This is a genomic window from Aliiglaciecola litoralis, assembly GCF_039523355.1.
Taxonomy (GTDB): domain Bacteria; phylum Pseudomonadota; class Gammaproteobacteria; order Enterobacterales; family Alteromonadaceae; genus Aliiglaciecola; species Aliiglaciecola litoralis.
On record NZ_BAAAFD010000001.1, the window covers coordinates 749,798 to 775,663 of the forward strand.

The 25,866-nt window shown below is 43.7% G+C and carries 17 protein-coding genes; 13 read left to right on the forward strand and 4 right to left on the reverse strand.

The window, feature by feature from the left end; all coding sequences use genetic code 11:
• Nucleotides 1-40 precede the first annotated feature (40 nt).
• The gene (sixA, locus tag ABD036_RS03390) at nt 41-517 is read right to left on the reverse strand and encodes a phosphohistidine phosphatase SixA (protein WP_343856442.1); all 477 of its coding nucleotides are present in this window, start codon (nt 515-517) and stop codon (nt 41-43) included.
• 392 nt (nt 518-909) lie between these two features.
• Here sixA and ABD036_RS03395 point away from each other — a divergent pair, with 392 nt between their 5' ends.
• The 3 genes from ABD036_RS03395 (at nt 910) to ABD036_RS03405 (ending at nt 8,828) form a co-directional block, all read left to right on the forward strand.
• Entirely contained in the window at nt 910-3,681 is a 2,772-nt protein-coding gene (locus ABD036_RS03395; protein WP_343856443.1) for an insulinase family protein, read from the forward strand.
• 246 nt (nt 3,682-3,927) lie between these two features.
• Complete coding sequence (locus tag ABD036_RS03400; RefSeq protein WP_343856446.1) at nt 3,928-8,397, forward strand: EAL domain-containing protein; 4,470 nt, start codon at nt 3,928-3,930, stop codon at nt 8,395-8,397.
• A gap of 281 nt (nt 8,398-8,678) precedes the next feature.
• The gene (locus tag ABD036_RS03405; RefSeq protein ID WP_343856448.1) at nt 8,679-8,828 is read left to right on the forward strand and encodes a hypothetical protein; all 150 of its coding nucleotides are present in this window, start codon (nt 8,679-8,681) and stop codon (nt 8,826-8,828) included.
• Nucleotides 8,829-8,898: 70 nt separating this feature from the next.
• Here ABD036_RS03405 and ABD036_RS03410 read toward each other — a convergent pair whose 3' ends face one another.
• The 3 genes from ABD036_RS03410 to fadI form a co-directional block, all read right to left on the reverse strand.
• Nucleotides 8,899-9,096, reverse strand: a complete 198-nt coding sequence (locus ABD036_RS03410) for a hypothetical protein (protein ID WP_343856449.1) — start codon at nt 9,094-9,096, stop codon at nt 8,899-8,901.
• 138 nt (nt 9,097-9,234) lie between these two features.
• Entirely contained in the window at nt 9,235-11,388 is a 2,154-nt protein-coding gene (gene fadJ, locus ABD036_RS03415) for a fatty acid oxidation complex subunit alpha FadJ (protein WP_343856450.1), read from the reverse strand.
• 12 nt (nt 11,389-11,400) lie between these two features.
• Nucleotides 11,401-12,711: an acetyl-CoA C-acyltransferase FadI gene (gene fadI, locus ABD036_RS03420; protein ID WP_343856451.1), complete on the reverse strand. Its 1,311-nt coding sequence runs from the start codon at nt 12,709-12,711 to the stop codon at nt 11,401-11,403.
• Nucleotides 12,712-13,098: 387 nt separating this feature from the next.
• Here fadI and ABD036_RS03425 point away from each other — a divergent pair, with 387 nt between their 5' ends.
• The 10 genes from ABD036_RS03425 (at nt 13,099) to ABD036_RS03470 (ending at nt 25,857) form a co-directional block, all read left to right on the forward strand.
• On the forward strand, nt 13,099-14,055 hold the full coding sequence (locus ABD036_RS03425; RefSeq protein ID WP_343856455.1) for an AAA family ATPase: 957 nt from the start codon (nt 13,099-13,101) through the stop codon (nt 14,053-14,055).
• A 10-nt stretch (nt 14,056-14,065) separates the two neighbouring features.
• Entirely contained in the window at nt 14,066-15,013 is a 948-nt protein-coding gene (locus ABD036_RS03430) for a DUF58 domain-containing protein (protein WP_343856457.1), read from the forward strand.
• Nucleotides 15,010-15,516 (forward strand): DUF4381 domain-containing protein, encoded by a 507-nt coding sequence (locus ABD036_RS03435; protein WP_343856459.1) that lies wholly within the window; start codon nt 15,010-15,012, stop codon nt 15,514-15,516. The genes ABD036_RS03430 and ABD036_RS03435 overlap by 4 nt, the downstream gene beginning before the upstream one ends.
• Nucleotides 15,509-16,513 (forward strand): vWA domain-containing protein, encoded by a 1,005-nt coding sequence (locus ABD036_RS03440; RefSeq protein ID WP_343856461.1) that lies wholly within the window; start codon nt 15,509-15,511, stop codon nt 16,511-16,513. Before ABD036_RS03435 ends, ABD036_RS03440 begins: the two co-directional genes overlap by 8 nt.
• Nucleotides 16,510-18,372, forward strand: coding sequence for a VWA domain-containing protein (locus ABD036_RS03445; RefSeq protein WP_343856462.1), 1,863 nt, complete (start codon nt 16,510-16,512; stop codon nt 18,370-18,372). Before ABD036_RS03440 ends, ABD036_RS03445 begins: the two co-directional genes overlap by 4 nt.
• Nucleotides 18,372-20,093, forward strand: coding sequence for a BatD family protein (locus tag ABD036_RS03450; RefSeq protein WP_343856464.1), 1,722 nt, complete (start codon nt 18,372-18,374; stop codon nt 20,091-20,093). The genes ABD036_RS03445 and ABD036_RS03450 overlap by 1 nt, the downstream gene beginning before the upstream one ends.
• Before the next feature lie 32 nt (nt 20,094-20,125).
• Nucleotides 20,126-21,979, forward strand: a complete 1,854-nt coding sequence (locus ABD036_RS03455) for a DUF885 domain-containing protein (protein ID WP_343856465.1) — start codon at nt 20,126-20,128, stop codon at nt 21,977-21,979.
• A gap of 146 nt (nt 21,980-22,125) precedes the next feature.
• Nucleotides 22,126-22,683, forward strand: a complete 558-nt coding sequence (locus ABD036_RS03460) for a sigma-70 family RNA polymerase sigma factor (RefSeq protein WP_343856467.1) — start codon at nt 22,126-22,128, stop codon at nt 22,681-22,683.
• The gene (locus tag ABD036_RS03465; RefSeq protein ID WP_343856469.1) at nt 22,655-23,389 is read left to right on the forward strand and encodes a DUF3379 family protein; all 735 of its coding nucleotides are present in this window, start codon (nt 22,655-22,657) and stop codon (nt 23,387-23,389) included. Before ABD036_RS03460 ends, ABD036_RS03465 begins: the two co-directional genes overlap by 29 nt.
• 287 nt (nt 23,390-23,676) lie before the next feature.
• Nucleotides 23,677-25,857 (forward strand): hypothetical protein, encoded by a 2,181-nt coding sequence (locus ABD036_RS03470; RefSeq protein WP_343856471.1) that lies wholly within the window; start codon nt 23,677-23,679, stop codon nt 25,855-25,857.
• Nucleotides 25,858-25,866 lie beyond the last annotated feature (9 nt).

Consider the following 25,866-nt stretch of genomic DNA (forward strand, 5'->3'; position numbering starts at 1 on the left):
TTGGGAAACCAACCGCAGTGTGACACAGATAACGAGTCCACTAGGGATTAAAATCTGCAATTACCTTACCTTGCGAGGCACTTAAATCATAATCAATGCAAACCAACGAGCCGGTGCTGAAAATACGCGAAAAATGCGCACCACAGAGCGCGTCAATTAAATAGCTAACAAATGGCATATGGCTGACAATTAACAACGCGGACGTGTTCTGTTGGTCTTGATACCGTGCATTGATGTAATCATGCGCTAGATGGCAATCGCCAGTAGGTACAATATCGCTACTAACAGCAATATTTTCAACCGACAGCAAGGTATTCACCTTGTCAAAGGTTTGTTGTGCTCGAAGAAATGGACTGACGAGTGCATTGTTGATCTCAATGTGATGAGTTGCTTCGAAGTTTCGTAACCAAACTGACGCTTTTTTAGACTCAGAGATCCCGAGTTCCGTTAATGGTCTTTGCTTATCATTATACAATGAGTTAATCGCCTCACCGTGTCGCATTACAAAGATATACATGAAAATGTCCAGCAAACTGGTGTTGTGATAACCAGTGTTTAAACTCAGATTAGCAGTATAGTAAAGTTGTAAACCAATAAAAACTATCAATTTTGTTAGGATTTACACATTTTAGGAAAATAAGCGGTAAATAACCGCTAAAAACTCAGCCAAAAAAACCTTCACTTCCATTTCAATCGCACTATCCGAGCTCAAAACGCAACGATTGTCTGCAAAGACGATTCAAAACAGCGGTCAGAACAAGCAAAGATCAGCGCTGCTAAAGGTCAAATTACGATAAAAGTACAACGAGTTTGTACAACCATCGAACGTTAGACTAAAGTTGATGTTTAAAATATGTAGTTTTACGTTATGCTTCCAGTCTAACTCATTATTAATGGGGCTTATCTTACTTGTTAGTTAGTCAAAATGATCATCGCGAATACGCACTTGAAACCCTGCCCAATGGCCTACAGGTGTTGTATATTCATGACCAAAACTGCAAAAAATCAGCCGCTTCTTGGTGTGTTAATGCGGGGCATTTTAACGATCCTACTGATTGTTGTGGCCTAGCACATTTACTTGAACATCTGATTTTTAATGGTAGTGAAAATTATCCTGAAGCAGATGAGTTCGATCGATTTTTAAATCAGTATTCAGGCGGCGTCAACGCGTGGACCGGAACTGAGTATTCTAACTATCATTTTGATGTGGCTCACGAGCAATTAATATCAGCTCTAGCTCGTTTCAAAGACATGCTGTTTTTCCCATTATTCGAGCAACAAGCAATTAGCAAAGAGATCAACGCAATTGATGCGGAATTCAAGCTCAAAGTGAATGACGACTTGAGACGCCTTTATCAGGTGCATAAAGAAACCTGTAATCCCGCCCACCCTTTTAGTCAGTTTTCCGTGGGCAACGCCGAAACCTTTACGAAACATAGTTTAGTCCAGCTGCAATCATTACTTAGACAGTATCACCAACGCTTTTATATCCCCGCAAACTCGCGGCTGGTAGTGATAAGCAAACATCCGATTGAATATCTAAAGCAACAGCTAAATCAAATATTTAACGATCTCAAATCCACACCTTTGCCCAGTGTGGTTAAACAGCCGCCTCTTTACTTGCCTGAACAACTAGGTGTGCAGATCAGTATTAACCCAATCAAAGATGCCAGAAGATTGATTGTCAGTTTTGCCTTACCTGATGTGCAACATATGTATCAAACCAAACCGCTGGAATACATCAGTCATTTATTAGGTGATGAAGGTAAAGGCAGTTTACTTGTCTACCTCAAAAAACAAGACTGGGCCACAAACTTAACCGCCGGTGGTGGTATTAATGGCTCAAATTTCAAAGATTTTAATGTCAACCTACAGCTGACAGAGTCTGGGAAAGACAATATTTCGAACATACTAAATGCGCTATTTTATTATTTACAATTGATAAAAAAAGGGCTCAGTGAACCGTGGCGATTACAAGAAAAAGTTCAATTAGGCCTGCTCGCATTTAATTTTGCCGAGAGCAGTAAAACCATTGACGAGGCACAACAATTAGCCAACCAGTTATTTCACTACCCAAATGATCAAGTACTCAGTGGCGATGCGTTAATTACTCAGCCAAACCCCGAGCTTATTGAGCAATGTCTTGGCTACATGCGGCCAAATAACATGCGTTTGAAATTCATTTCTAAAGATGCACCAACAGATAAACAAGCACGCTGGTATCACACACCGTATAAATTAGAATCTGTAGATGCCGAAATACTCAATACCTTGTTAACGCCGGAGCCAATTGATGAATTAGCATTACCCGATAAAAATCCTTTCATCTCAAAGCACCAAGAAATTACCTGCGTCAGCGCTACTCATCTTGTGCCTAAACGCATATATGAGTCAGACGCCATGCATGTCTGGTTTGCCCAAGATGATCAATTTTGTCAGCCAAAAGGTGATTGTTATGTGTCATTTGACTGCGCTGCTGTTGCTGATGCTGATGCTGATGGGGCAAGTGTATCTGCATACAAACGTCTTTGGGCGGGCCTTGTTTCAGAGCATTTAAACGACCAATTTTATCAAGCTGGCGTGGCCGGATTACATTATCATTTCTATTCTCATCAGGCAGGTTTTACCCTTCACACCAGTGGTTTTAGTCAGCAACAACTTAATCTATGCATTGCCATTATTAAACAAATTATGTCTGAAATAGATTTTTCAAATCTGTTTCAACAAGTAAAAAACAAACAAGTTCAGAGCTTGCAAAACTCGCTGCTCAACAAACCGATTAACCGGCTGTTTAATCGACTATCTGGCATAGTTCAAAAGCATACTCATGCCCCGAGTGAGGTACTCAGCTATGTTGAGAGCGCAACCTTGGATGATGTTAAAGCGGTGAAAACGCGCTTGTTCGAACAATACTTTTTGGAGATCTTTGTCTTTGGCAATTGGCAAAAAGAACAGGTAGACCACTACATTGAAGGTTTACAAGAACTGAAATTAGAGTGCGGGAATGGCACCAAAATCAAACGTGATGTGATTGATTTAAAACATAATCATCGTTTTATTAATGCAGTAGATAACCCTCATAAAGACGCAGCGGTAGTCCTGTATATTCAAACGCCCAGCGCTTCAAATCGAGACATTGCAATGACCATCTTGATTGAACAAATGCTCGCCTCTCCGTTTTTTCATACGTTACGCAACGAAAAGCAGTTAGGTTATCTGGTCGGTAGTGGTTATTTGCCCCTCAACCAGCACCCAGGGATGGCATTTTATATTCAATCACCCACTCACAGTGCCAAAGAGTTGGTTGTTGAAATTGATGCATTCTTACACGAAATGGCTACCAACATCGAAGATATGCGCGAGATTTGGCAATTTGTCAAAGCCAGCGTCGCCAAACAACTTGTAGATAGTGATACGAGCTTGTCTGTCAAAAGTCAGCATTATTGGATGGCTATCGGAACTGAAGAGCAAGACTTTAAGCACCAACAAGCATTGGCATATGAACTAGAGCAACTGAAATTCAATGACATCTGCGCGTTTGTGCAGAACATGATCAAAACTGAACTGTTCGGTTCCTTGGTGCTTTATTGCGCAGGTGATAAACCCGCCCGTGTCCCCACCCAAGGCGAGGAAATACGAGAGCTCAGTCATTTTAAAGCCCAAGCAAAGTATATAGCCTGAGCCCGCATCGAACGGATTTCGTACAATTTCATTAAAAAGTGTTAGATTCCGTCAGTTTTAACCAGTTTTAAGTTGTAGGTTTACGACTTTTTCGGCATATTACCTTACTGTGCTGCAACGCACTGCGGCAATCGTTGATGTTAATAATAATAAATTAAAAAAACACAACACCAAAGGTAGTAGATTACATTGAGTTTATACAACAAGACATTTAGGTTTTTTGCCACCCTAGCATGGTTAACTGTGATGTCTCTCTCAGCGCAAGCCAATGTCTCTGATATCCAATTCAAAAACTACACGGTCGAACAAGGCCTTTCGCAAAGTACCGTTCTCGATATCATTGAAGACAGCGATGGCTATATTTGGATTGCCACTACTGAAGGTGTCAATCGTTTTGATGGTAATCAATTCAAACAGTATTTCCCGCGCATGTCTGGTGGTAATCAATTACCGGTTGAGTTAATTAGGCGTTTACATATCGATTCATCAGGGACGCTTTGGTTATCGGCGATGGGTGGTGTGGCTCGATATGTACCTGAACAAGACAAATTCAAGGTATACACCTCCCGAGATAGCGCTCTTAATGCTACCTCCTACTGGGCTTTCGTAGAATTACCTGACGGTCGCTTAATTGTGTCTGGAGAAACAGGGCTTTTTGCATATGACCCTATTAATGATGACTTTACCAAAGTGGTGTTCGATGCTCAGAACCCGATTAAAGATCTCGTTCGTTTCATGCATGTTGAAAACAACATCTTGTGGGTGGGTGCTCAAACAACCGGTGTGTTTGCCATCGATCTCAATACCAATAAACTTTACGACCTGAATTTAGAGAACCCGTGGGGAATCAAATTAAATGCATCCCAGTTGTTTGATCTTAAAATACTCGATAACCAATACTGGCTAGCAACCAATACAGGCGTGTTAGTATTATCTTCCGATCTGGTTGAAATTAAACGTATTACGGCATCCGCTAGCAATGACGGTTTAGTTAACAATGTCGTGCGTTCTATCGTGCCAGCAAACGACACTGAGGTTTGGATTGCAACCGTAAATGGTCTAAGCATCTACAACAAAGAAACCGAGCTGACCTTTTCAGTGGATAAGAATAATGGCTTATATGCAGGGTTAGTCAGTCCGTTTATTTTAAAGGCGTTTAAAGACAGTAACAATGCAATTTGGTTAGGCACTTACACCTCAGGTTTATTTCAATATCACTCCCAATTCGCCGCGATAAAACATTTCAAAGAAATAGGCTCTAGCGACGAGTCAGTGACGGACAACAGTGTTTGGGGTTTTGCTGATAATGGTGATAGTCGAGTTTGGATATCGACCCAAACAGGTGGACTCAGCTTGTTCAATACCCAAACAGGTGAGTTTAAGCGTTTTACCAATGTTATCGACAGTATCATTTTCAACATCGACATTGATGATTTAGGCAGATTGTGGGTAGTTACTAGCGATGGCGTGAAGATATTAAGTTTTGTTGATGAACAGTTAAACGAAATCGCCAGTTACTTACCTGGAAAGCGCATTATTGAAATAAATCGCATGCACGACGACTTCTGGGTAACCGACATCTCTGATAATAAACTCTATTCTTTTAAGAAGAATGAGCAAGTGCCTACGTATGAAGAGAAGCAGTATAGAAATCTTGAAAAAGTCACTCCCCTGTTTATGGATTCACAAGGCAATGCGTGGTTGAGGTCCAATTTAGGATTAGTGGTTCACACGAAAGACAACAGTAAGTTTCAACAAATTGACTTGCGCAGTTTAGTCGGTGGAATTGCCCCGGTCGTATTTACTATCCACGAGACCGCAGATGCGTTTTGGGTGTCCACGGGTAAGCATGGTTTGTTCAAACTCGACAAAGAGACTTATAAAGTATTAGAGCACGTTCACCCAAGAGGCTATGACGTGCGCGGCTCAGTGGCCAACTCAGTGTTGTTTGGCGAAAATCAAGACAGCGTGTGGCAAAGTACGCAATCTGAGATCTTCCAGATATCTCTTAAAACGGGTGAGCTGATGAGAATGATCGGCCGCTCAACCTTGGATTATAACGATCTAAACCAGACCGCTATATTGGCCACTGAAGATGGTCATATGTTGGTTGGTGGCTTCAGCGGTTTCCACTTTTTCAAACCCAGTGAACTTAATGAAGGGCGAGTAAGTGTTTTTAATTCGCCCTATGTAGAAAATACGCAACTAGCAAAACCGAATATTACTGAACTTAGGATACTAAACAAAGCGGTTGATATCGGCACCCCAGGTTCACCATTAACGAAACCGATTTCGTTGACCCGCTCCATCACGCTTTCTCACAAAGATGTGCCTTTTACCCTCGTCTTTGGCCACAGCAATTCAATTTTTAACGACCAAATTACCTATCGCTATCGATTATTAGGCTGGCGCGATACCTGGTTTGAAACAGCTGAAAATGAACGCTTTGCCTCTTTTTCAATCGAAACCCATGGTAATCACGTTTTTGAAGTGCAAGGCAGAGTTGGCACCGGCCCTTGGTCAGAGCCTGCAACACTTGAGATTTTGATCTCTCCACCTTTCTGGTTAGACAAGCCCGCCATGGTAGTTTACGCCGGAGTGGGCGTATTGGTATTGCTGTTAATGCTGCGCCAATACAAACGTAAGTTAGCCATTCAGAACTCAATTCGAGATAGTGAAGAACGACTCAAATTAACGCTTTGGAGCAGTGGCGATGAATTATGGGATTGGGACGTATACCTAGGTCAGGTTTATCGAGCCAACACTTGGGGAACTATGGACTTTCCACAAGACGATATTCGCTCGAATAGTTCCTATCAAGCCAATATTCACCAAAACGACGTAAAGCGCGTACAGGATGCTTTAAATAAACATATCAACAAACAATCGGAACATTTTGAAGTCACCTACCGGGCGCGCACCTTCAAAGGTGAATGGGTATGGATATTAGATCGCGGCATGATTGTTAAACGCGATAACAATGACCAACCACTTAGGATGACCGGAACCCTAAAAAATATCAGTCATTTAAAACAAGCCGAAGAACAATTGAAGCTGTATGAGCGATCAATTGAAACGATCTCCGACGGGGTATTTATCGCTGATACTAACTTCAAATTTATTTCAGTAAACCAGTCGTATTGCCAATACACAGGTGAAACACGCGAGCAAGGTCTTGCCAGTGTTTTGAAGTTTAATCAATATCCAGCGGCCTTTACCGAAGAGGTCAGAAAGTCTCTGCGCCAAAAAGGGAACTGGAATGGTGAGGTAGAATCCAGACGCGCAAATGGTGAACGTTATGAGATGGAGCTTAATGTTGATGCTATCCATGATGAAGATGGCAAAACCACCCACTATGTCGGGGTTTTTTCAGATATCACCTCACGCAAGAGCACCGAAAAAGAACTACTCAAATTGGCTAATACAGATCCACTGACTGAAATGCCAAACCGGTCATTTTTCCAAGCGAGTCATAATAACCTAGTGAGAAAGGACGTGTCTCACGCATTAATTTGCCTCGACATGGATAACTTTAAGAAGATAAACGATTCTCTGGGTCACCAAACGGGCGATATCCTGATCAAACAAATTGGTAAACGTTTGCAGAAAATAGTCGGTACCCAAGCAACGTGTTATCGTTTAGGTGGCGATGAATTTAGTATCTTGATTGATAACGAAGAGCAAATGTCGCGCATTAACCATTACGCTCAGCGCGTTTTAGATCAAATGGCTCATCCGTTTATTATCAACAAACAAGAGTTTGTTTTGGGCGCCAGTGTCGGTATCGCATTTTATCCAGAAGATGGCAACACGCCTCAAGAGCTTCTTAAGAACGCTGATACCGCGATGTATTTTGCTAAAAATGCCGGTGGTAACAAATATCAATTTTTCAGTGGCGAAATGAATCAAAATGCAGTTAGGCAGCTGCAAATTGAAAACTTGATCCGCTATGGCCTAAAAGAAGATTTGTTTACCGTGTTCTACCAACCTAAGGTAGACATCGCTAGCGGTAAACTAGTCAGCATGGAAGCCTTGGTGAGGTTTGAGCATCCAGAAAAAGGCATTGTCAGCCCGGCACAATTTATCCCACTAGCGGAAGAAACAGGCCAGATTATAGAAATTGGCGAACAAGTTTTGCGCAAAGCCTGTGAGGACACCAAACGTTGGGTATCGCAAGGGCTATTCACTGGCAGAGTTGCCGTCAATATTTCGGCGCGTCAATTTGAATTACCTGACTTAGATGACCGAATTTCTCGAATTTTACAAAAAGTGGGCTTATCTGCCCTGCACCTAGAATGTGAAATTACCGAAGGCACTTTGATGCAACAGCCCGACCAAGCATTGCAATTAATGCAACGTTTACGGGAAAAAGGCATTCATTTAGCGCTGGATGACTTTGGTACTGGCTACTCCTCGCTCGCCTATTTGAAAAAATTCCCACTCAATACATTAAAGATAGACAAAGCCTTTATCGATGACATTGCCACCAGCAGCGTTGATAAGCATATGACCGCGGCAATCATCAACATTGCCCATAATCTGGGGTTAAAAGTTGTCGCTGAAGGGGTTGAGCAAGAGAAGCAACTGGATATATTAAGACGTTACGAATGTGAAATGTTACAGGGTTATTTGTACAGTAAACCCCTGAGTGCAGCTAAATTTGAACGCTTGCTAAAAGAAAACCTACAAATTAGTCAATTAATCGGCGCTACTTAACCTGAGCTCAGCAACCGAATATGGCGTTTAACGCAACTCCCCTGCTCCGACCTGTTACACAAAGCGAAACTATTTTTCGCCCTTCACCAACTGTAAAAGCCTATTTTTTAATCGATATTGCGCAGAATTTAGTTCAAAAGCCAAAAATATTCACTTTTCGGTAAGATTTTTTCCTTTTGGCGCTAAAGTTGGCACGCTCTTCGCAGATACAATGGTAACTGACATATTTTTGTCAGTTATAAAAATAATAATATTAATAAGTATCAAAGAGGAACGAAAAGATGTTAAAAGCATATGCCGTAGCACTAATGTTAACTACTACTCCAGCAACTGCCAACCTAGATGGCGCGAAGCAAACGGAGCAGCAGAAGCCGATCATTTCTCAAACCACTCAAACCAACAAAGGTTGGGGCTTGGGTATCGGTCTATAAGTGCTGATGCGTTGGACGTTTTAGGTCCATATTTAATGTTGTTAAAGAGAGAGGTTTTACCTCTCTTTTTTTATGCCCGCAGGAAGGTACTTTGAAAGCCTTGAGCATGACGCAAGGTAATGTGTTGCGATATCGTAAACATAGGTAACACGAAAGGACCAAATATAAATCCAGCTAATGCCCACTTTTTAGGAGGTAGCGCACTCTTAAAAGACTCTACATAATAATAAAGACTGCAAACAACACAGACTAGCAACCCAATCAACATTTACAACTCCTCGCCACGACATAAAAAAGCGGCCGAATAATACCTGTTTGAGCGTTTAAATCACCTATTTTCAGTGAAATAACGATAAAAAAGCCGGGAAACCCCGGCTTTTAACATTTTCATTACAGTGGATTAATACTAATAAAACGTTTGCTTATTTTTAGCCATATCCAGTAGACGCTGAGCCGGTGTAAATTTATCACCAAATTGGCTAGCATAATGATTGAGTCTATCGACCACATGCTGAGCACCGAGCTTGTCCATATAGCGGAATGGTCCACCTAAAAATGGCGGGAAACCAATCCCAAAGATAGCGCCTATGTCACCGTCACGAGGACTTCGGATCACGTCTTCGTCTAAGCACATTGCCGCTTCATTAAGCATCATCAATACGCAGCGCTCTGCAATCTCGTTACCGCTGAGTCCCTTAGCTGGTGTGATCCCCAATAACTCATAAACACTTTCATCTACTTCTTTACCCGGTTTCTTACCGGTATAAGCATAGAATCCACGTTTGTTCTTTTTCCCCTTGCGATCGTCAGCCAACACTTTGTCAAATGCGTCTGCCGATTTGAAGCGATCACCAAACTGTGCCATCAATATAGGAATAATTTTAGTGCCTACATCGATGCCAACTTCGTCTAGTAATTTAACCGGCCCCACGGGAAAGCCAAATTTGACTAACGCGTTGTCGATATGTTCGATAGGCTCACCGGCAAGCAACACATTAGCCGCTTCGTTCATGTAAGGAGCCAAAATACGATTAACATAGAATCCGGCTCCATCTTTGACCACTATCGGTGTTTTGCCTTGTTTGCGCGCCAAGTCTACTGTCGTCGAAATGGTGAGATCCGAGGTTTTGTCATGAGCGATAACTTCTGCTAATGGCATTTTGTCCACAGGCGAAAAATAGTGCAAACCAATGACCTGTTCAGGGCGTTTGGCTTTGTCGGCGATCTGACCAATTGGAATAGACGAGGTATTTGAAGCAAAAATGGTATTTTCATTACAATGAGTTTCAACGTCATTGACCATGTTTTGCTTGAGTGTTAAATCCTCAAAAACCGCTTCGATAACCACATCTGCATCACCAAAACCGGAATAATCGACGCTGCCAGTTAGTAGCGACATTTGCTTTTGCATTTCAGACTTGCGAATAAATCGACGCTTTACCTTCTTATTAAGCAAGTCATAAGAATACTTCATGGCATTCGCAATACCTTCGGGACGAATGTCTTTGATACGCGCCGGCAAACCTGCCTTAGTTGCTGTAACAAAGGCTATTCCACCGCCCATTAAACCGCCGCCCAACACGCCAATCTTGTGTAGTTTAGCGGGTTCAACGCCAGAGACTCCGGTTTCTTTTTTCATTTCTGTAGTGGCAAAAAAGATATTACGCAGTTGCTCAGATTCAGCAGACATTACTAATTGTCCGAAGTTTGTCGCTTCTACCCGCATGCCATGTTCAATCCCCTTGCTAATACCTGATTCGATACAATCAATGATGAGCTCAGGTGCCGGATAATTTCCTTTGGTTTTAGCCAGCGTTTGCTTTCGGGCTTGATTAAACAAAGTACTACGTCCAAAGGGGGTTTTCTCTAAAAACTTACCCATCAGATCTAGTTTAGGCTGTTTTTTCGCGGGCTTAGATTTTTGCGCAAGCTCAATCGCCACATCCAACAAAATGGACTGAGGCACCATGTCATCGACAATACCGTATTTCAAAGCTTGCTTAGCTCTCACCGGAGCACCTGTTAGCATCATTTTCATGGCTTTTTGCACGCCGATTAGTCTTGGCAAACGTTGCGTGCCGCCACTGCCAGGGAGCAACCCCAGTTGTACTTCAGGTAAGCCCAATTGAGTTTTGCTGTCGTCACTACAAACACGAGAATGACACGCCAGTGCTAACTCTAATCCACCGCCAAGCGCTGGACCATGGATTGCAGCCACAAAATGCGCTTGCATATCTTCAATTCGTTGAAATATTTCCTGACCACCTTGTGAAATGGCTTGTGCATCTTCGGCGGTTTCACAGGACGCCAACATACTGATATCTGCACCAGCAACAAAGGAATTATCCTTACCGCTGACAACCACTACACCTTTGATGTTGTTGTTGCTTTCTATCTGATCTAACATCACCGAAATTTGCTCTGAAAATTCAATTTTCAGCGTGTTCATTGACTCGCCAGGGACATCAATGGTCAAGATTGCAATGCCATTTTCTCTTTCTTGCAGAGTAAATGCGCTGGTTGCTTCGGTGTTTTCTGTCGCTTTTTTCGCTTTAGCCATTATCTGTTCCCCTTACTCTGTTTCAACAATCATGGCCGCACCTAAGCCACCTGCAGCACAAGCCGTTACTAAGCCAGTACCACCGCCTTTGCGATTCAGATCGTTTAGCATCTGCGTGATCATTCGCGTTCCTGTTGCTGCAAATGGGTGTCCATATGCAATGGAACTGCCCATTTGATTAAACTTGTCCATATCAATTTCACCTGTTGCTTTGCTACGTCCAAGCTTTTCTTGGGCGAATTTATCACTGGCAAACATCTTCAAATTAGCCAAGGTTTGCGCTGCAAAGGCTTCGTGCATTTCGATAAGTGTTAAATCGTTCAACGTCATGCCTGCTCTATCCAAAGCGATAGGTGTTGCGTATGAAGGTCCCATCAACATATCTTCCCACACATCGATGGCAGCGAAAGCGTAACTCTTGATATAACCTAATGGTGTGTAACCTAACTCTTTGGCGCGACTTTCCGTCATCATAATTACCGCAGAGGCGCCATCAGTTAATGGCGTGGCATTGGCAGCAGTCACTGTGCCGTGTTTCTTGTCAAACACCGGACGTAATTTCGCGTAGCCTTCTAATTTGGAATCGAATCGCACGTTATTATCTTTTTCTAGGGCACCTTTAAAAGGTTCGGCATAAGCGGTCATCACTTCATTATCTAAATGACCAGCTTCCCAGCTCTGCGCCGCTAAAGTATGCGAGCGATGCGCTAATTCATCTTGTGCTTGTCGGGTAATACCATGTGATTTAGCCATTTGCTCGGCGGTTTGTCCCATTGACAATCCGGTTGAATACTCAGCAACGGCCGGCGGCACAGGTAACAAATCTTTAAAGCCCAACTTTTTCAGGATGTTAAACTTTTGTCCCAAGGTTTTGGTTTTTTGCATATCGGTCAGGGCTCTAGCCAGCGCTTTGGACACACCAATAGGAGAAACTGAAGTAGAATCGGCGCCACCGGCAACACCCACGTCGATATTGCCTGCCATCATTGATTCGGCAATATTCACCGTTGACTGAAAACTGGTCGCACAGGCTCTGGAAACGGAGTAAGCGTCGGTGTGAACGTTCATACCCGTTCCTAACACAATCTCTCTGGCGATATTTGGCGCTTCTGGCATTTGTACCACTTGGCCATAAACAAGCTGATCAACCAATTTAGGATCTAAATTATGTCTGGTAAGCATTTCGTTAACGACCATTTTGCCCAGATCGACTGCTGGCACTCCGTGAAAATAGCTTGCCATTTTGGCAAAAGGAGTCCTCAATCCAGCGACAATCGCGATACGGTCACCGCTGCGAGTAGAGACTGTTTGTTTAGCTGACATTATTTGTCCTCATGTTTTTCGTCAGAGTGGTCTGACCTGTAAATAAATGCTGATTGTACAGAGAGTTTGCAAAAATTCAAATCTAAGGGCACAGCATGATCTTCTCGTGATTACCTTCAAATCGACGGTTTGCTGATTTATTCTGCTTAATTCCCGCCGTTTCGGCATCTTGTTCAATCCATATAGTGTAGAGTGTTTTAGCTGAATTGGAGAGCATAAGCCTGACAATAAGGAATGACGGTCGTACTCGCTTTTAATCAGACAAATACTTAAATGAATAAAGAAGTGAAGATGTAACATTGTGTTTCGACAATGGAACCTTATATAGCTATTACATGTCAGTAAGTTGCTTCATGGCAATTGGATAAATCGCACTAGGAAAAATGCATGGCAGTAGAAAAATTTAAACAATTACAGGCATATTTAGATTCGCAAGTCCTGGGACAAAGTAACCTGACCCATAATATACTGATTGCCTTATTGGCGAACGGCCATTTACTGGTTGAAGGACCGCCAGGTTTGGCTAAAACGCGCGCCGTTAATGCCTTGGCGCAGGGATTAGAGGGGGACTTTCATCGCGTACAGTTCACCCCCGATCTATTGCCCGCAGATTTAACCGGTACCGATATCTATCGGCCTGAAACCGGACAGTTTATTTTTCAAAAAGGCCCCTTGTTTCATAATTTAGTTTTGGCGGATGAAATAAACCGCGCACCGGCTAAAGTGCAATCCGCTTTACTTGAAGCCATGGCGGAACGTCAAATTACCGTGGGTAACACCACTTATCCGCTATCTGAGCTGTTTTTGGTTATGGCCACACAAAACCCGATTGAGCAAGAGGGAACCTACCCCCTACCTGAAGCACAATTAGATCGATTCTTAATGCATTTGGAAATTGCCTATCCAGGCGCAGACACTGAACTTGATATCTTGCGTTTGACGCGTAATGAGGCGATTGGAGAGCAACAAGTCGAGCCGGTCGTCATCTCCCAAGCGGATATTTTTGCGGCCCGCAAAGACTTGTTAAAAATCCATCTAGACGAGTCATTAGAGCGCTATTTAGTTGAACTGGTTATTGCCACTCGCGAACCGCAACAATATGACCCGTCATTGGCAAATTGGATTGAGTTCGGTGCCAGCCCTCGGGCCACCATTGCACTGGACAAGTGTGCCCGCGCACATGCTTGGTTAATGGGGCGTGATTTTGTCGGTCCTGATAATATTCAAGCGGTTTTCCATAACGTGATGCGCCATCGGATACTATTAAGCTATGAAGCAGAGGCGGAAGGTATCGATGCCAATCAATTGTTGGATCGCATTATGAAATTGGTTCCTGTGCCATAGTGAGATTGTAATGCAGGACGTAAATAAATGGCTGAACCAGCTGCACACCGATGGTGTGTCACTGAACATTAAACAGCTGCTATATTATCAAACTAAAACCAGTTTGATGAATCTAGCACCACGTAAAACAATCCAATCTAAGCTGGCGGGTAGTTATTTAGCTAAAACCAAAGGCCGTGGTATGGAGTTTGACGAGGCCAGGCACTATCAACCCGGCGATGATATTCGGGCGATTGACTGGCGCGTGACCGCGCGTACTGGCAAAACTCACACCAAATTGTATCGAGAAGAAAAAGAACGCCCTATTTTTATATTGGCGGATTTATCGTCAAGTATGCACTTTGGCACGCAGCTGTTGTTCAAATCGGTACAGGTTGCACACCTTGCATCTTTGATTGCGTGGGCGGCTTCCTCTCGAGGTGATCGCGTCGGTGGCCTTATTTACAATCAGCATAGACATACCGAGTTAAAACCCTTCACCCGTCAAAAAGCGGTGCTAGGATTTTTACATGGTTTGATCGACATGCACTCCCCTGAGGATCTGAACCCTGGCGAATTAAAACTATCAGATGCCTGTGCACGCTTGCGTCGCTTAGTGCATCCCGGCAGTTTGATTTTTGTGTTGAGTGATTTTCAACAACTTGATGATATTACCAAACAACACTTGAGTCGCATTTCACGGCACAGCGAAGTGATTGCCTACTCGATTACTGATCCATTTGAACATGAGTTGCCTCAGGTGAGCAGTGTGCAGAGTCTTGAAATTACCGATGGTGAGGCACAACAATCCTTAGTGTTAGGTGAAAAGCAAACCGCTTTGCAGTACAAAGTGGCCCACCAACAACGATTCCAACAATTAGCGCACGTATTGCGTCAATGTAAAGTTCAAACACTGCCAATTACTGCCGCTTCAGCCCTAGAAACTCAGTTGGTGCAACAAGGGAGAGCAGCCAAGTGAATCCGTTAGAGCAGCTCAATGATATCCATGTGCCTGACAGTGTCAGCGTGTGGCCTCTAGCCTGGGGATGGTGGCTTTTGATGGGTGTTTCAATACTTGTCGTTTGTGTCGTTACTGTTTGGCTATATCGATACCTAAGTGCCAGACGAGTCAAGCGAATGGCACTGCAAGAGTTGCGTACACTAAATCCTGACAACCCGACGGTTTATTCTGAAGTCAATCAACTACTAAAACGGGTGGCATTGGCCTATTTCCCGAGTGCGCCTATCGCATCCTTATATGGTGAGCAGTGGTGCAACTTTCTGACTCAGCAACTCCCAGACAACAAGCAACAAGACTTTAAACAGGCATGTATTCAGTTACAACAAAATCTGTATCAGAAAACGCCAGAGTCCTCAGCAGAGTCCGTGATCGATAGCGCTAAGACGTGGATTCAACACAGCCTACCTCCTACCCAAAAGCAATTAGAACGTGCTCAAGTTTCGGAGGTAAGTCATGTTTGAGTTTGCATGGTGGTGGGTACTGTTTTGTTTACCTTTGCCTTTACTGGCTTTGCTGTTGCCCGCTAAACAACACAACAAAGGTGCCGCACTGCGGGTTCCTGCCCTTACCTCTGAAATCTCTAAAACTGAGCATAAAAAAGCCACTAATTGGTTCAACATATTGCTGGCAGTGATCGCTTGGCTAGCACTGGTGACTGCGGCAGCAAGACCACAATGGTTAGGTGATCCGGTGAGTATTCCCTCCAAAGGAAGAGATTTGATGTTAGCGGTAGACTTATCCGGCAGTATGAGTCAGGAGGATATGGTAGTAAATGGTCGGCAGGTGGATCGCCTGACGATGATCAAACGGGTGTTAGGTGATTTCATTGAACGTCGAGTGGGAGATCGTATTGGACTGATATTATTTGCCGATACGGCGTATTTGCAGGCTCCCCTCACTCATGACCGAAATACCGTCGAAGAATTACTCAAAGAAAGTCAAATAGGCCTAGTAGGCGAACAAACCGCCATAGGTGACGCTATCGGATTATCGATCAAACGATTTTCCTCTAAGAATGAGTCAAATAAAGTCTTGGTATTGTTAACCGATGGACAAAATACCGTGGGTAATATCACGCCAGAGCAAGCCAATGAATTGGCGATAAATAACGACATTACGATCTATACCATTGGGGTGGGAGCCGAATCCATGGTTACCCAAGGCTTTTTTGGAGTGCGCCGTACTAATCCATCGCGAGATCTAGATGAGGATATGTTAACTAAACTGGCACAATCAACCGGTGGTAAATATTTTCGCGCCACCGACACTCAGTCGTTGCAACAGGTATACGCGATCTTAGATGAGCTAGAGCCGATTGAACGAGAGAGTCGGCAAATGCGACCGTTAAAAGCCCTCTTCTATTATCCACTTGGGCTGGCCATATTACTGACCATGTTGATTGCCTTAAAGCCCTGTTTAGGCTGGATTGCCCGTAATGCGTTGCGGAGGTATGCATGATCGATTTCAACTTATTCCATTTCCTGCGTCCAGAGTGGTTTTGGGCTTTGATACCAATGGCTGTGCTGCTGGTGTTGGCTGCGCTGCTGCATCGCAATCAATCTGGTTGGCAAGGGGTGTTGCCCGCCCATCTATATCGCCATTTGGTAACCAGCCAAGGAATTCAAAAACGACGTCCTCCGCTCAGTTTGGTGGCCATCGCATGGCTGATCGCTGTGACCGCACTGGCGGGCCCAACATGGCAGCAACTTCCGCAGCCGGTGTATCAGTTAAACGCGGGAAAAGTGGTGCTAATAGACATGTCCATGTCAATGCGAGCGACCGACCTAAAACCCGACAGACTGACATTGGCGAAGTACAAAGCCATCGATTTGATCAACGAAATCGCCGAGGGTGATGTGGGATTGGTCGCTTATGCTGGGGATGCCTTTAGAATAAGTCCTCTGAGTGCTGATGCGCAGAACCTCACCACCTTGTTACCTAGCCTATCGCCAGAAATAATGCCGGTAGCGGGAAGCGATCCGGCCTTAGGGATAAAAATGGCAGCCAAGTTACTTAACGCGGCTGGATATTTCGAAGGTGATATTTATTGGATTACTGACGGCGTTGAAATGTCACAATTAGCCGAACTCAATGAGATGCTTGAAAGCCTGCCTTACCGTATCTCTATTTTAGGCGTTGGTACAGCTGAAGGCGCACCAATACAATTACTTGACGGAGATTTTCTAAAAGACAGTCGCGGCGGCATTGTCATCCCAAAAATGAACCAACAACTACTCGCCGGACTGGCGCGAAAAAGTGGTGGAAAGTACACAAATTTGTCAGTGGATGACACTGATATCAATTATTTAGTTGATCAGCAATTGCTAGAGCGCGAAGCTGACCAAAGTAAAACCAACAATGATAGATTCGGTGATCAATGGCAAGAAGATGGCCCTTATTTGCTTCTGCTACTCCTACCTTTGGCTGCCTTTGCGTTTAGACGAGGTTACATAGTCGTCATCATGCTAACGCTTATGAGCTCGTCCATGTTACCAACACAAGTACAAGCAGCCCAATGGTCAGATTGGTTCAAAAACGACGACCAACAAGCAAAAGAGGCGTTTGAGCAGCAACAATATGCTGAGGCTGCCCAGCAGTTTAACGATCCTTTATGGCAAGGTGCGGCCTTGTATCGAAGTGAAGACTACGCTGCGGCAGTGGATGCGTTTTCGAAAATAGATACACCACAAGGGTGGTACAACAAAGGCAATGCTTTGGCGCAACTAGGAGAACTAGACAAGGCCATTGAAGCTTATAACAAAGTGCTAGATACACAGCCTGAACATGAAGATGCATTACGAAACAAAGCACTGTTGGAGGAGTTGAAAAAACAACAAGAACAACAGCAGCAACAAAACACGGATTCAGAGCAAAATCAGCAACAGGATCAAAACCAAGATTCTAATGAAGGGCAATCAGAGCAACAGGATCAGCAAACTCAACAACAAAACAGTGACCAACAGGACTCCGCAGAGTCGCAACAATCTCAAAACCAGCAGGACCAATCTCAGCAACAAGACAGTCCTGAACAACAAGGCGAACAAGACCAAGATCAGGAGAGTCAATCCGAACAACAGCAACAAAACGAAGGCGAAGCACAACAATCAGATGCAGAAGAACAGCAGGCTCAGGCCCAGCAAGCCGAAGTGTCTGAACAACCGCTTACAGACGAGGAACGCGAGCAAATGCAACGTCTGGAAAATTTGCTTAAAAAAGTACCTGACGACCCCGCGTTCCTGTTAAAACGAAAAATGATGCTTGAAAATCAACAAAGGCGCAGAGAACGAGCGCCCAGTCAAACAAAGAGAACTTGGTAATGATGTTAACGTTAAGACAGCCCATTTTGCTTACACTAGTCACCTTGCTTGGACTCATTCTGACGTCTTGGTCTGCAAGCGCTCAAGTCGATAGTGTTACCGCCAGCGTTGATAAAAACCCGGTGATGGCGGATGAATCCATTGTGTTGTCTGTTGTGGCTATAGGGACCCCTGATCCAAATGCGTTTGACCCTAGCGTGCTATCGGATGATTTTTTTATCGGCAGAACTTCAACCAGCTCTCAAACTCGGGTGATTAATTTCGATACAACGCGCTCGACAACTTGGACCACTGTATTGATCCCACGAAAAGAGGGAAGCTTTACCATTCCAGCATTCCAGATTGAAGGAAAGTCCACACAACCCATATCCATTCGTGTCATTCCGGCTTCGGACGCAAGTTCAAGTAATGTGAGAGACGCGTTCGTAACTGCGCAAGTAGATATCAATCAGCCTTATGTACAACAACAAATTACCTATACGGTTAAAATTCACCTAGCCGTAGAACTTCAAAGGGGAAGTTTAGCTAACCCTGAGGTGAGTGGCGCTGAGATAAAAAAACTCGGTGAGGACAAACGATATAGTGACATTGTCGATGGACAGCGATACACCATTATTGAAAGAAATTACGCGATTATTCCGCAAACAAGTGGCGAACTGACGATAAAAGGCCCCCTGTTTGAAGCTGAAATAATCGATCGTTCGCGCAACAGTTTCAGTTACTTTAATCAAACCAGACCGATTAATCGCGTTTCGCCTGAAGTCACCTTAAATGTGCAACCCATCCCGTCGACATTTACACAACCGTGGTTGCCCAGTGAATTTGTGCAACTAAATGAAGAGTGGCAACCTGATTTGGCCGATATAAAAGTCGGTGAACCCATCACCCGTACACTCACGTTATCGGTGTTAGGTGTGGCCGAAGAACAGCTACCTGAAATGCAAGGGATCTATCCTCCCGGATTTAAAGTTTACCCAGATCAAGCTACGACCGCGTCAGTTGTGCGTGACGGTAGACTGATCGCTCAACGGGTAGAAAACATTGCCATCATCCCAAATCGCGAAGGACAATTTGTACTTCCACCGGTCAAAGTCGCGTGGTTTAACACCTTAACGCAAACAACTGAGTACGCTGAATTACCTGCTAAGAGTATTCAGGTTGCCCCAGCTACCAATGCACAAAGTTCTCAAGTGGCGCCAGCAGTCCCGCCCATCACAACAGAGCAACCAAACCTGTCAGAATCGCCACAGGCACTAACGCCAACTATCAAGACCATAGAAGTGCCCCGTTTCTGGAGTGCAAGCAGTTGGATGTTACTGTTACTTTGGTTGATGACATTAATTATCTGGTTTTGGCATTCACAACATTATAAAAATCCTAAAGCAACGCCTAGCCCCGAGGGTGACACTGAAGCTGAGCAATGGCGTGTATTAAAGCAGGCAGTGAAAAGCCAAGGGCCAGGGCAAATATACGCCGCCTTACAGAAATGGAAAACAGCATTACATCAGGCAACAGGGCCGTCTATTGATGTAGAACATCTTGTGCAACAACAACCCAACTTACAAGCTCAAATCGATGCCATGCTCGCAAGCGAATATGCACAAGGTGACAACCACTGGAAAAGTGGTACACTTTTAGAAGAATTAACCAGATTTCGCTCCAACATCCTTACACAACAAAAAGATGTTCACGGGTTGCGACCACTATATAATAATGCATAGCCACTAGTACTTATGCCAGGATACTCTACACAATGAAAATCAAAACTTCCCTGCTCTCAATTAGCTTGGTCACCCTTGCTTTGATGGGGTGTTCGAAACAAGAGCCGGCGGCGGGTACTCAAAGTACAGAATCAACCGCTGAAACAGCGTCAGCTAAATCAACTCAATCTGAATCTGAACGTCTGGCCGACTACTTTGCAACTATGTTTGAAAGCGATTTGAAACGCTCTCCAATGACCCAGAGTTATTTAGGATTCAAGTGGGATTATGACAAGTGGGACGATGTCAGTGAAGCGAGAAATGAGCAAGAACGCCAGATATTAGAGCAACGACTAGCGGATTTAAATAGCTTCGACGAAAGCCAACTCGACGAAAAACAAAAACTCAGTTTGCAAATTGCAATCGTGGATATTCAGCGTCAATTGGCGAATGATGAATTCCGTCATCACAGTTATGCAATGCATCAATTCCGTGCTGTGCATACCATGATCCCCAGCTTTTTAAGTAATATTCATTCTGTCGATACGCTTGCCGATGCTGAAGCCTATATTGCTCGACTACAAGGCGTAGATACGCTTGTTGCGCAGACGATTGAGCAGCTCAGGATCCGCGAAAAGCTCGGTGTATTCCCACCTAAATGGTCATATGATCAGATGATTCAAGCATCACAAAATGTGATCAGTGGTAATCCTTTCATGGAATCGGCGGAAGATTCGACTATTTGGCAAGATTTTCAGAGTAAATTAGACAAACTAGATATTTCAAACGCTGAAAAATCAGGCCTTCGTGCCCGTGCAAGGCAAGCCTTACAAGACTCAGTATTGCCCGCTTATCAGGCAATGATAAGTGAACTTGAAAAACAGCGAGAATTGACGCCACCAGGCGATGGCGTGTGGCGATTACCACAAGGTAAAGATTGGTATAACAACCGCCTTAGTTGGTTTACCACCACCGATATGGACGCCGATCAAGTTCATCAAATTGGCTTGGATAATGTAGAACGGATCCATGAACAGATGCGCAACATAATGGCGCAAGTGAAATTTGACGGTAGTTTGGCGGAATTCTTTGAATTTATGCGAAGCAGTCAGCAATTTTACTATCCCAATACGACCGAAGGACGCCAACGCTACATGGCTGAAGCCAAAGCATTGATTGATCAAATGGAAGCCAAAATCCCGGAATATTTTGGTTTAACGCCCAAAGCTCGCATGGTGGTAAGACGAGTAGAAGAATTTAGAGAAAAATCTGCTGGTAAAGCTTTTTATCAAAGCCCATCAAAAGATGGCACACGACCAGGCACCTATTATGCAAACCTTTACAATATGAAAGACATGCCAACTTACCAAATGGAGGCGCTTGCCTACCATGAAGGGATCCCTGGTCATCATATGCAAAGAGCCATTGCACAAGAATTAGAAGGTATCCCTGAATTTCAAAAATATGTGTCCTTCACCGCGTATACCGAAGGATGGGGCTTGTATACCGAAGAGTTAGCCAAAGACATGGGGTTTTATCAAGACCCCTACTCTGATTTCGGTCGACTCGCAATGGAGCTATGGCGCGCATGTCGCTTGGTAGTAGACACCGGTATCCATGCCAAAAAATGGAGCCGTGAGCAGGCAATTGCTTACTTAATTGAAAATACGCCAAACCCTGAAAACGACTCAGTCAAAGCGATTGAGCGCTATATTGCAATGCCCGGACAAGCAACCGCATATATGGTTGGCAAGTTGAAGATAATGGAGCTGCGCGAATACGCTAAACAACAACTTGGTGAGCGCTTTGATATTAAAGGGTTCCACGACGAAGTCCTTAAGGACGGTCCTGTTCCGTTAAATATATTGGAACGTAAAATTAAGTCTTGGGTGGCAAGCCAGATCTAGCCTTAGAAGTCTTAAACAGTGATTTATGCTATCAAAAATCCGGATTCGTCCGGATTTTTATTATCTGTACATGAACAATTTACGTCATATTCGATAATTAAAAAATCATACTAATCATGATCTTACAAAAAAAGGCTGTGAGAGCAATGTTTTCCCGAAAGCAATCCGCCAATGACTCGGTCTCTGAGAACATGGCAAATAAACAAAAACGCTATGAAGCGCTGGTTAACGCGTTGCATAGTGATATTTTCAGATATGCGTATTGGTTAGTCAAAGACAAAGCCGTCGCCGAAGACATTGTCCAAGAAACCTTTTTAAGAGCTTGGAAGTCGCTTGATTCATTGAAAGATGAAAAGGCCGCGAAGTCTTGGTTAATCACCATATTACGACGTGAAAACGCGAGGCGTTTTGAACGCAAGCAGTTCGATCTCGTCGATATGGATGACGTGGCATTGGCCGATGATGGACTATCCAACGAAACTGAAATAGAGCACCGAGAACTCAGAAAACTCATGGCCAATCTAAGCGATGAGTATCGCGAGCCGCTGATGTTGCAAATTGTATTTGGTTACACAGGAGATGAGATAGCCGCTCAGCTTGAACTGAATAAAAACACGGTAATGACGCGGTTATTCAGGGCTCGTAATCAATTAAAAGAGGCATTAGAAAAAGCTGATGACAGCAGAGGTTACCAAAATGGATGATTTACAATTCCGTCGTACCATTTACGCCGACCCACATTGTGCTGACGACGAGGTCAAGTTGGCCGCCAGCGACGATCCGAAAAAACAACAGTTTTGGAATGAGATAAAACAACTAGATGCGAAAATATCGCAAGCCAGCAAAGTAAGCGTGCCTGATGATCTCGCGCACAAACTTATTCTCCGGCAATCACTTGAGAGCCAAAAATCACAAACACGTCATAGTAAGATCTACTTAGCTATTGCCGCATCTGTGATCTTCACGTTTGGTTTGAGTTTTTCGATCTGGCAGCAGCAAAATGTCACCTATTTAGGAGAATATGCCTTAGCCCACGTGCAACACGAGGGTGATGGTTATGCATTAAAAGCCAATGGTGATATTAGCCTTGAAACAGTGAACGCACAGCTGGCAAGCCTAGGAGCGGAATTCAAACAGAGTCTAGGACGTATCTATTACGCTAACTTCTGTAACTTCGGCAACATTCGCAGTTACCATTTGGTCATGGAAGATATTAACGGAGAGCGAGTAACGGTATTTGTAGTGCCCCACTCCGGTGATTATAAAGTGGAAGAAAATTTTGCTAACGAACGCATGTCAGGCCAAATGTTCGATGTAAACAGAGCCAGTGTGATCATTGTCGGTGACAAAGCCAATGCCTTAGGTGAAATGAAATACAGGCTTAAGCAGAATATGTTGTTTTCTGCTTAAGCAGCAAGCTTCCAAACAAGTCGCTGTCACCCCCGCATGTAAAACAACTGTCATCCCCGCATGCAAAACAACTGTCATCCCCGCATGCAAAAAAACTGTCATCCCCGCATGTCGTTAGCGGGAACCTCCTAAACAAAACAACTACATGCACTTGAAATTCGACATTATAAATAGCCGTAACAAAATTGCTTTTGCGCCAGAGGTTCAAGAATAACAAGAACTTGCGCTACTTGATTGAAAAACGTACATTAAGATTTGATAGAAGTTGCTAACAAAAAGGGAACTGGGTGAACAACTCTATATTCGCAGAATTAAAACGACGCAACGTATTTAAGGTAGCCAGTGTCTATCTCATCACTGCATGGCTGGTGTTGCAGATCATCTCAGTGCTAGTTCCCTACCTAAAACTACCCGAACTGTTTGGCAGCATTGTCACTGTTGTGCTGATCATCGGTTTTCCCTTTGCCTGTATCATCGCTTGGGCTTTTGAGCTGACTCCTGATGGCGTGAAGCTAAGCACAGAAGTAGAACATCACGAATCCATCACCCATGAGACCGGCAGCAAAATCAATATTGCCTTAGTGGTGAGTTTACTATTGGCTTTGGCTTATATTAGTTACGATAAACTTTCTACTTATCAATTAGATGAAAGCAAAGCTTTATCCATAGCGGTTTTACCTTTTGCGGATATGAGCCCTGATAGTTCTCAAGAGTATTTTTCTGATGGTATCGCAGAAGAAATTCTTAACTCCCTCGCCCGCTTAAAACAACTACAAGTGATAGCCCGTACCTCGTCCTTTCAGTTTAAAGATAAACAACAGGATATCCGCAGCATAGCGGAAACACTCGGTGCTAACTATGTGTTAGAAGGCAGTGTGCGCAAAGATAACAATCAACTCAGAGTGACTGCGCAATTAATTGAAGCCGAATCGGGTACCCATTTATGGTCTCAAACCTACGACCGTCAACTTAGCGATATCTTTTCCCTACAAGACGAACTTACCTATGCCATCACCCAAGCTTTGAAACTCAATTTGCTACCTGAACAAGTCAAAGTAGAGCAAGGCATGACAGCTAATCAACAAGCCTATGATTTATTTTTAAAAGGCCGAGATTTAGGTTATCAACGCAACGCAAGTGCGCTCAATCAAGCGCGAGATTATCTTGAGCAAGCTATTGAATTAGACCCTGATTTTGCGCTGGCCAAAGCGCAGCTCTATGTGGTGTATAATCTGGCAGCAGAGCATGGCGATATGGATTATCAACATAGCCTAAGCGAAGCCAAAGAGTTGTATTTAGAGCTGCTCGCCAGTGAACACGAGTTCCCCCTTAAACTCACGGTATTTGCCAACTATATTATGCAAACGGAAAACAAACCTCAGCTAGTAAGAAAGTTATACCAACGATCTGCGAAACTTGCTCCCTCTGATCCAATCATTCAAAACTGGCGCTTTTTAGGGATGATGCAAACCGATGGGATAGAAGCCGTCATTGAAGGGCGAGAAGCATTTTTCAAAGTTAATCCGCTGGATCAAATCAATATTATTAATCTGCATATTTATCATTACTGGTTAGGAAATCAAACGCAATATCAGTTCTATGTCGATAAATTGCGCGACGACTCTCCTGAGCATTCCGCCACTGCCTCGGCAGTCGTCAATAACTTGTTTATCTTTAAACAACAGCCTCGGCAAGCACTGGATTATTTAGCGTCCTTTAAAGGCGAAATGAATACCGGAACAAAACAGCTATACATTGAGTTGTTGTTGATCACTGGCAAGATTGATAAAGCCATCAGCACATTAAGGACATACCTAGGTGAAAATGGCCAGCACCATGAAATATACGCTACATCAATAGTGAATCTATTGTCATATTTGCACAATGACCCACAGCCAAAATTTGCTTTACTTAATTTACAGAAGCTTTTGAATCTATCTGAACATGACTTCGACTACTATTTGTTAGCACTACAGGCACTAAGCGGTGATGAAGAGCCTTTTGTTGCTTATATGGATCAGCAGTTTAGTGACGCCGAGGCTTTTATTGCTGCTAAAAAAGAAGTCCCCTTCATGCTTTTCTACGCGATAATAAAATTTAACCGTGAAGATCGTCAGTATTTAAAGAGATACAGCTGGGTATCAGATAAAAATAATATTGAACGATGTCTGAAAACCAAAGGACGTACTACTGGGTTATGTTCACTAGTACTTACATACAATGGTGAAACCGATGTGGATGTTTTGCTTGGCCAAGCAAAAAACTCCACAGTAATAATAGACTCTGGCTTTCCAGGGGTAGCTCGCTATCTGCTCACCGCTCCTCATTTAGTCATGCTTCACGACAACCCCGAATTTAAAGCCATGGCCAATGAATATTTAGATAACACGTATCGTAAGTGGGAAAAAGAGTTTGGTGTCAATGCCAATAGCTCACTCACTTCATCTGGAAGTGAGATTATTCACTAAACTTTTTAA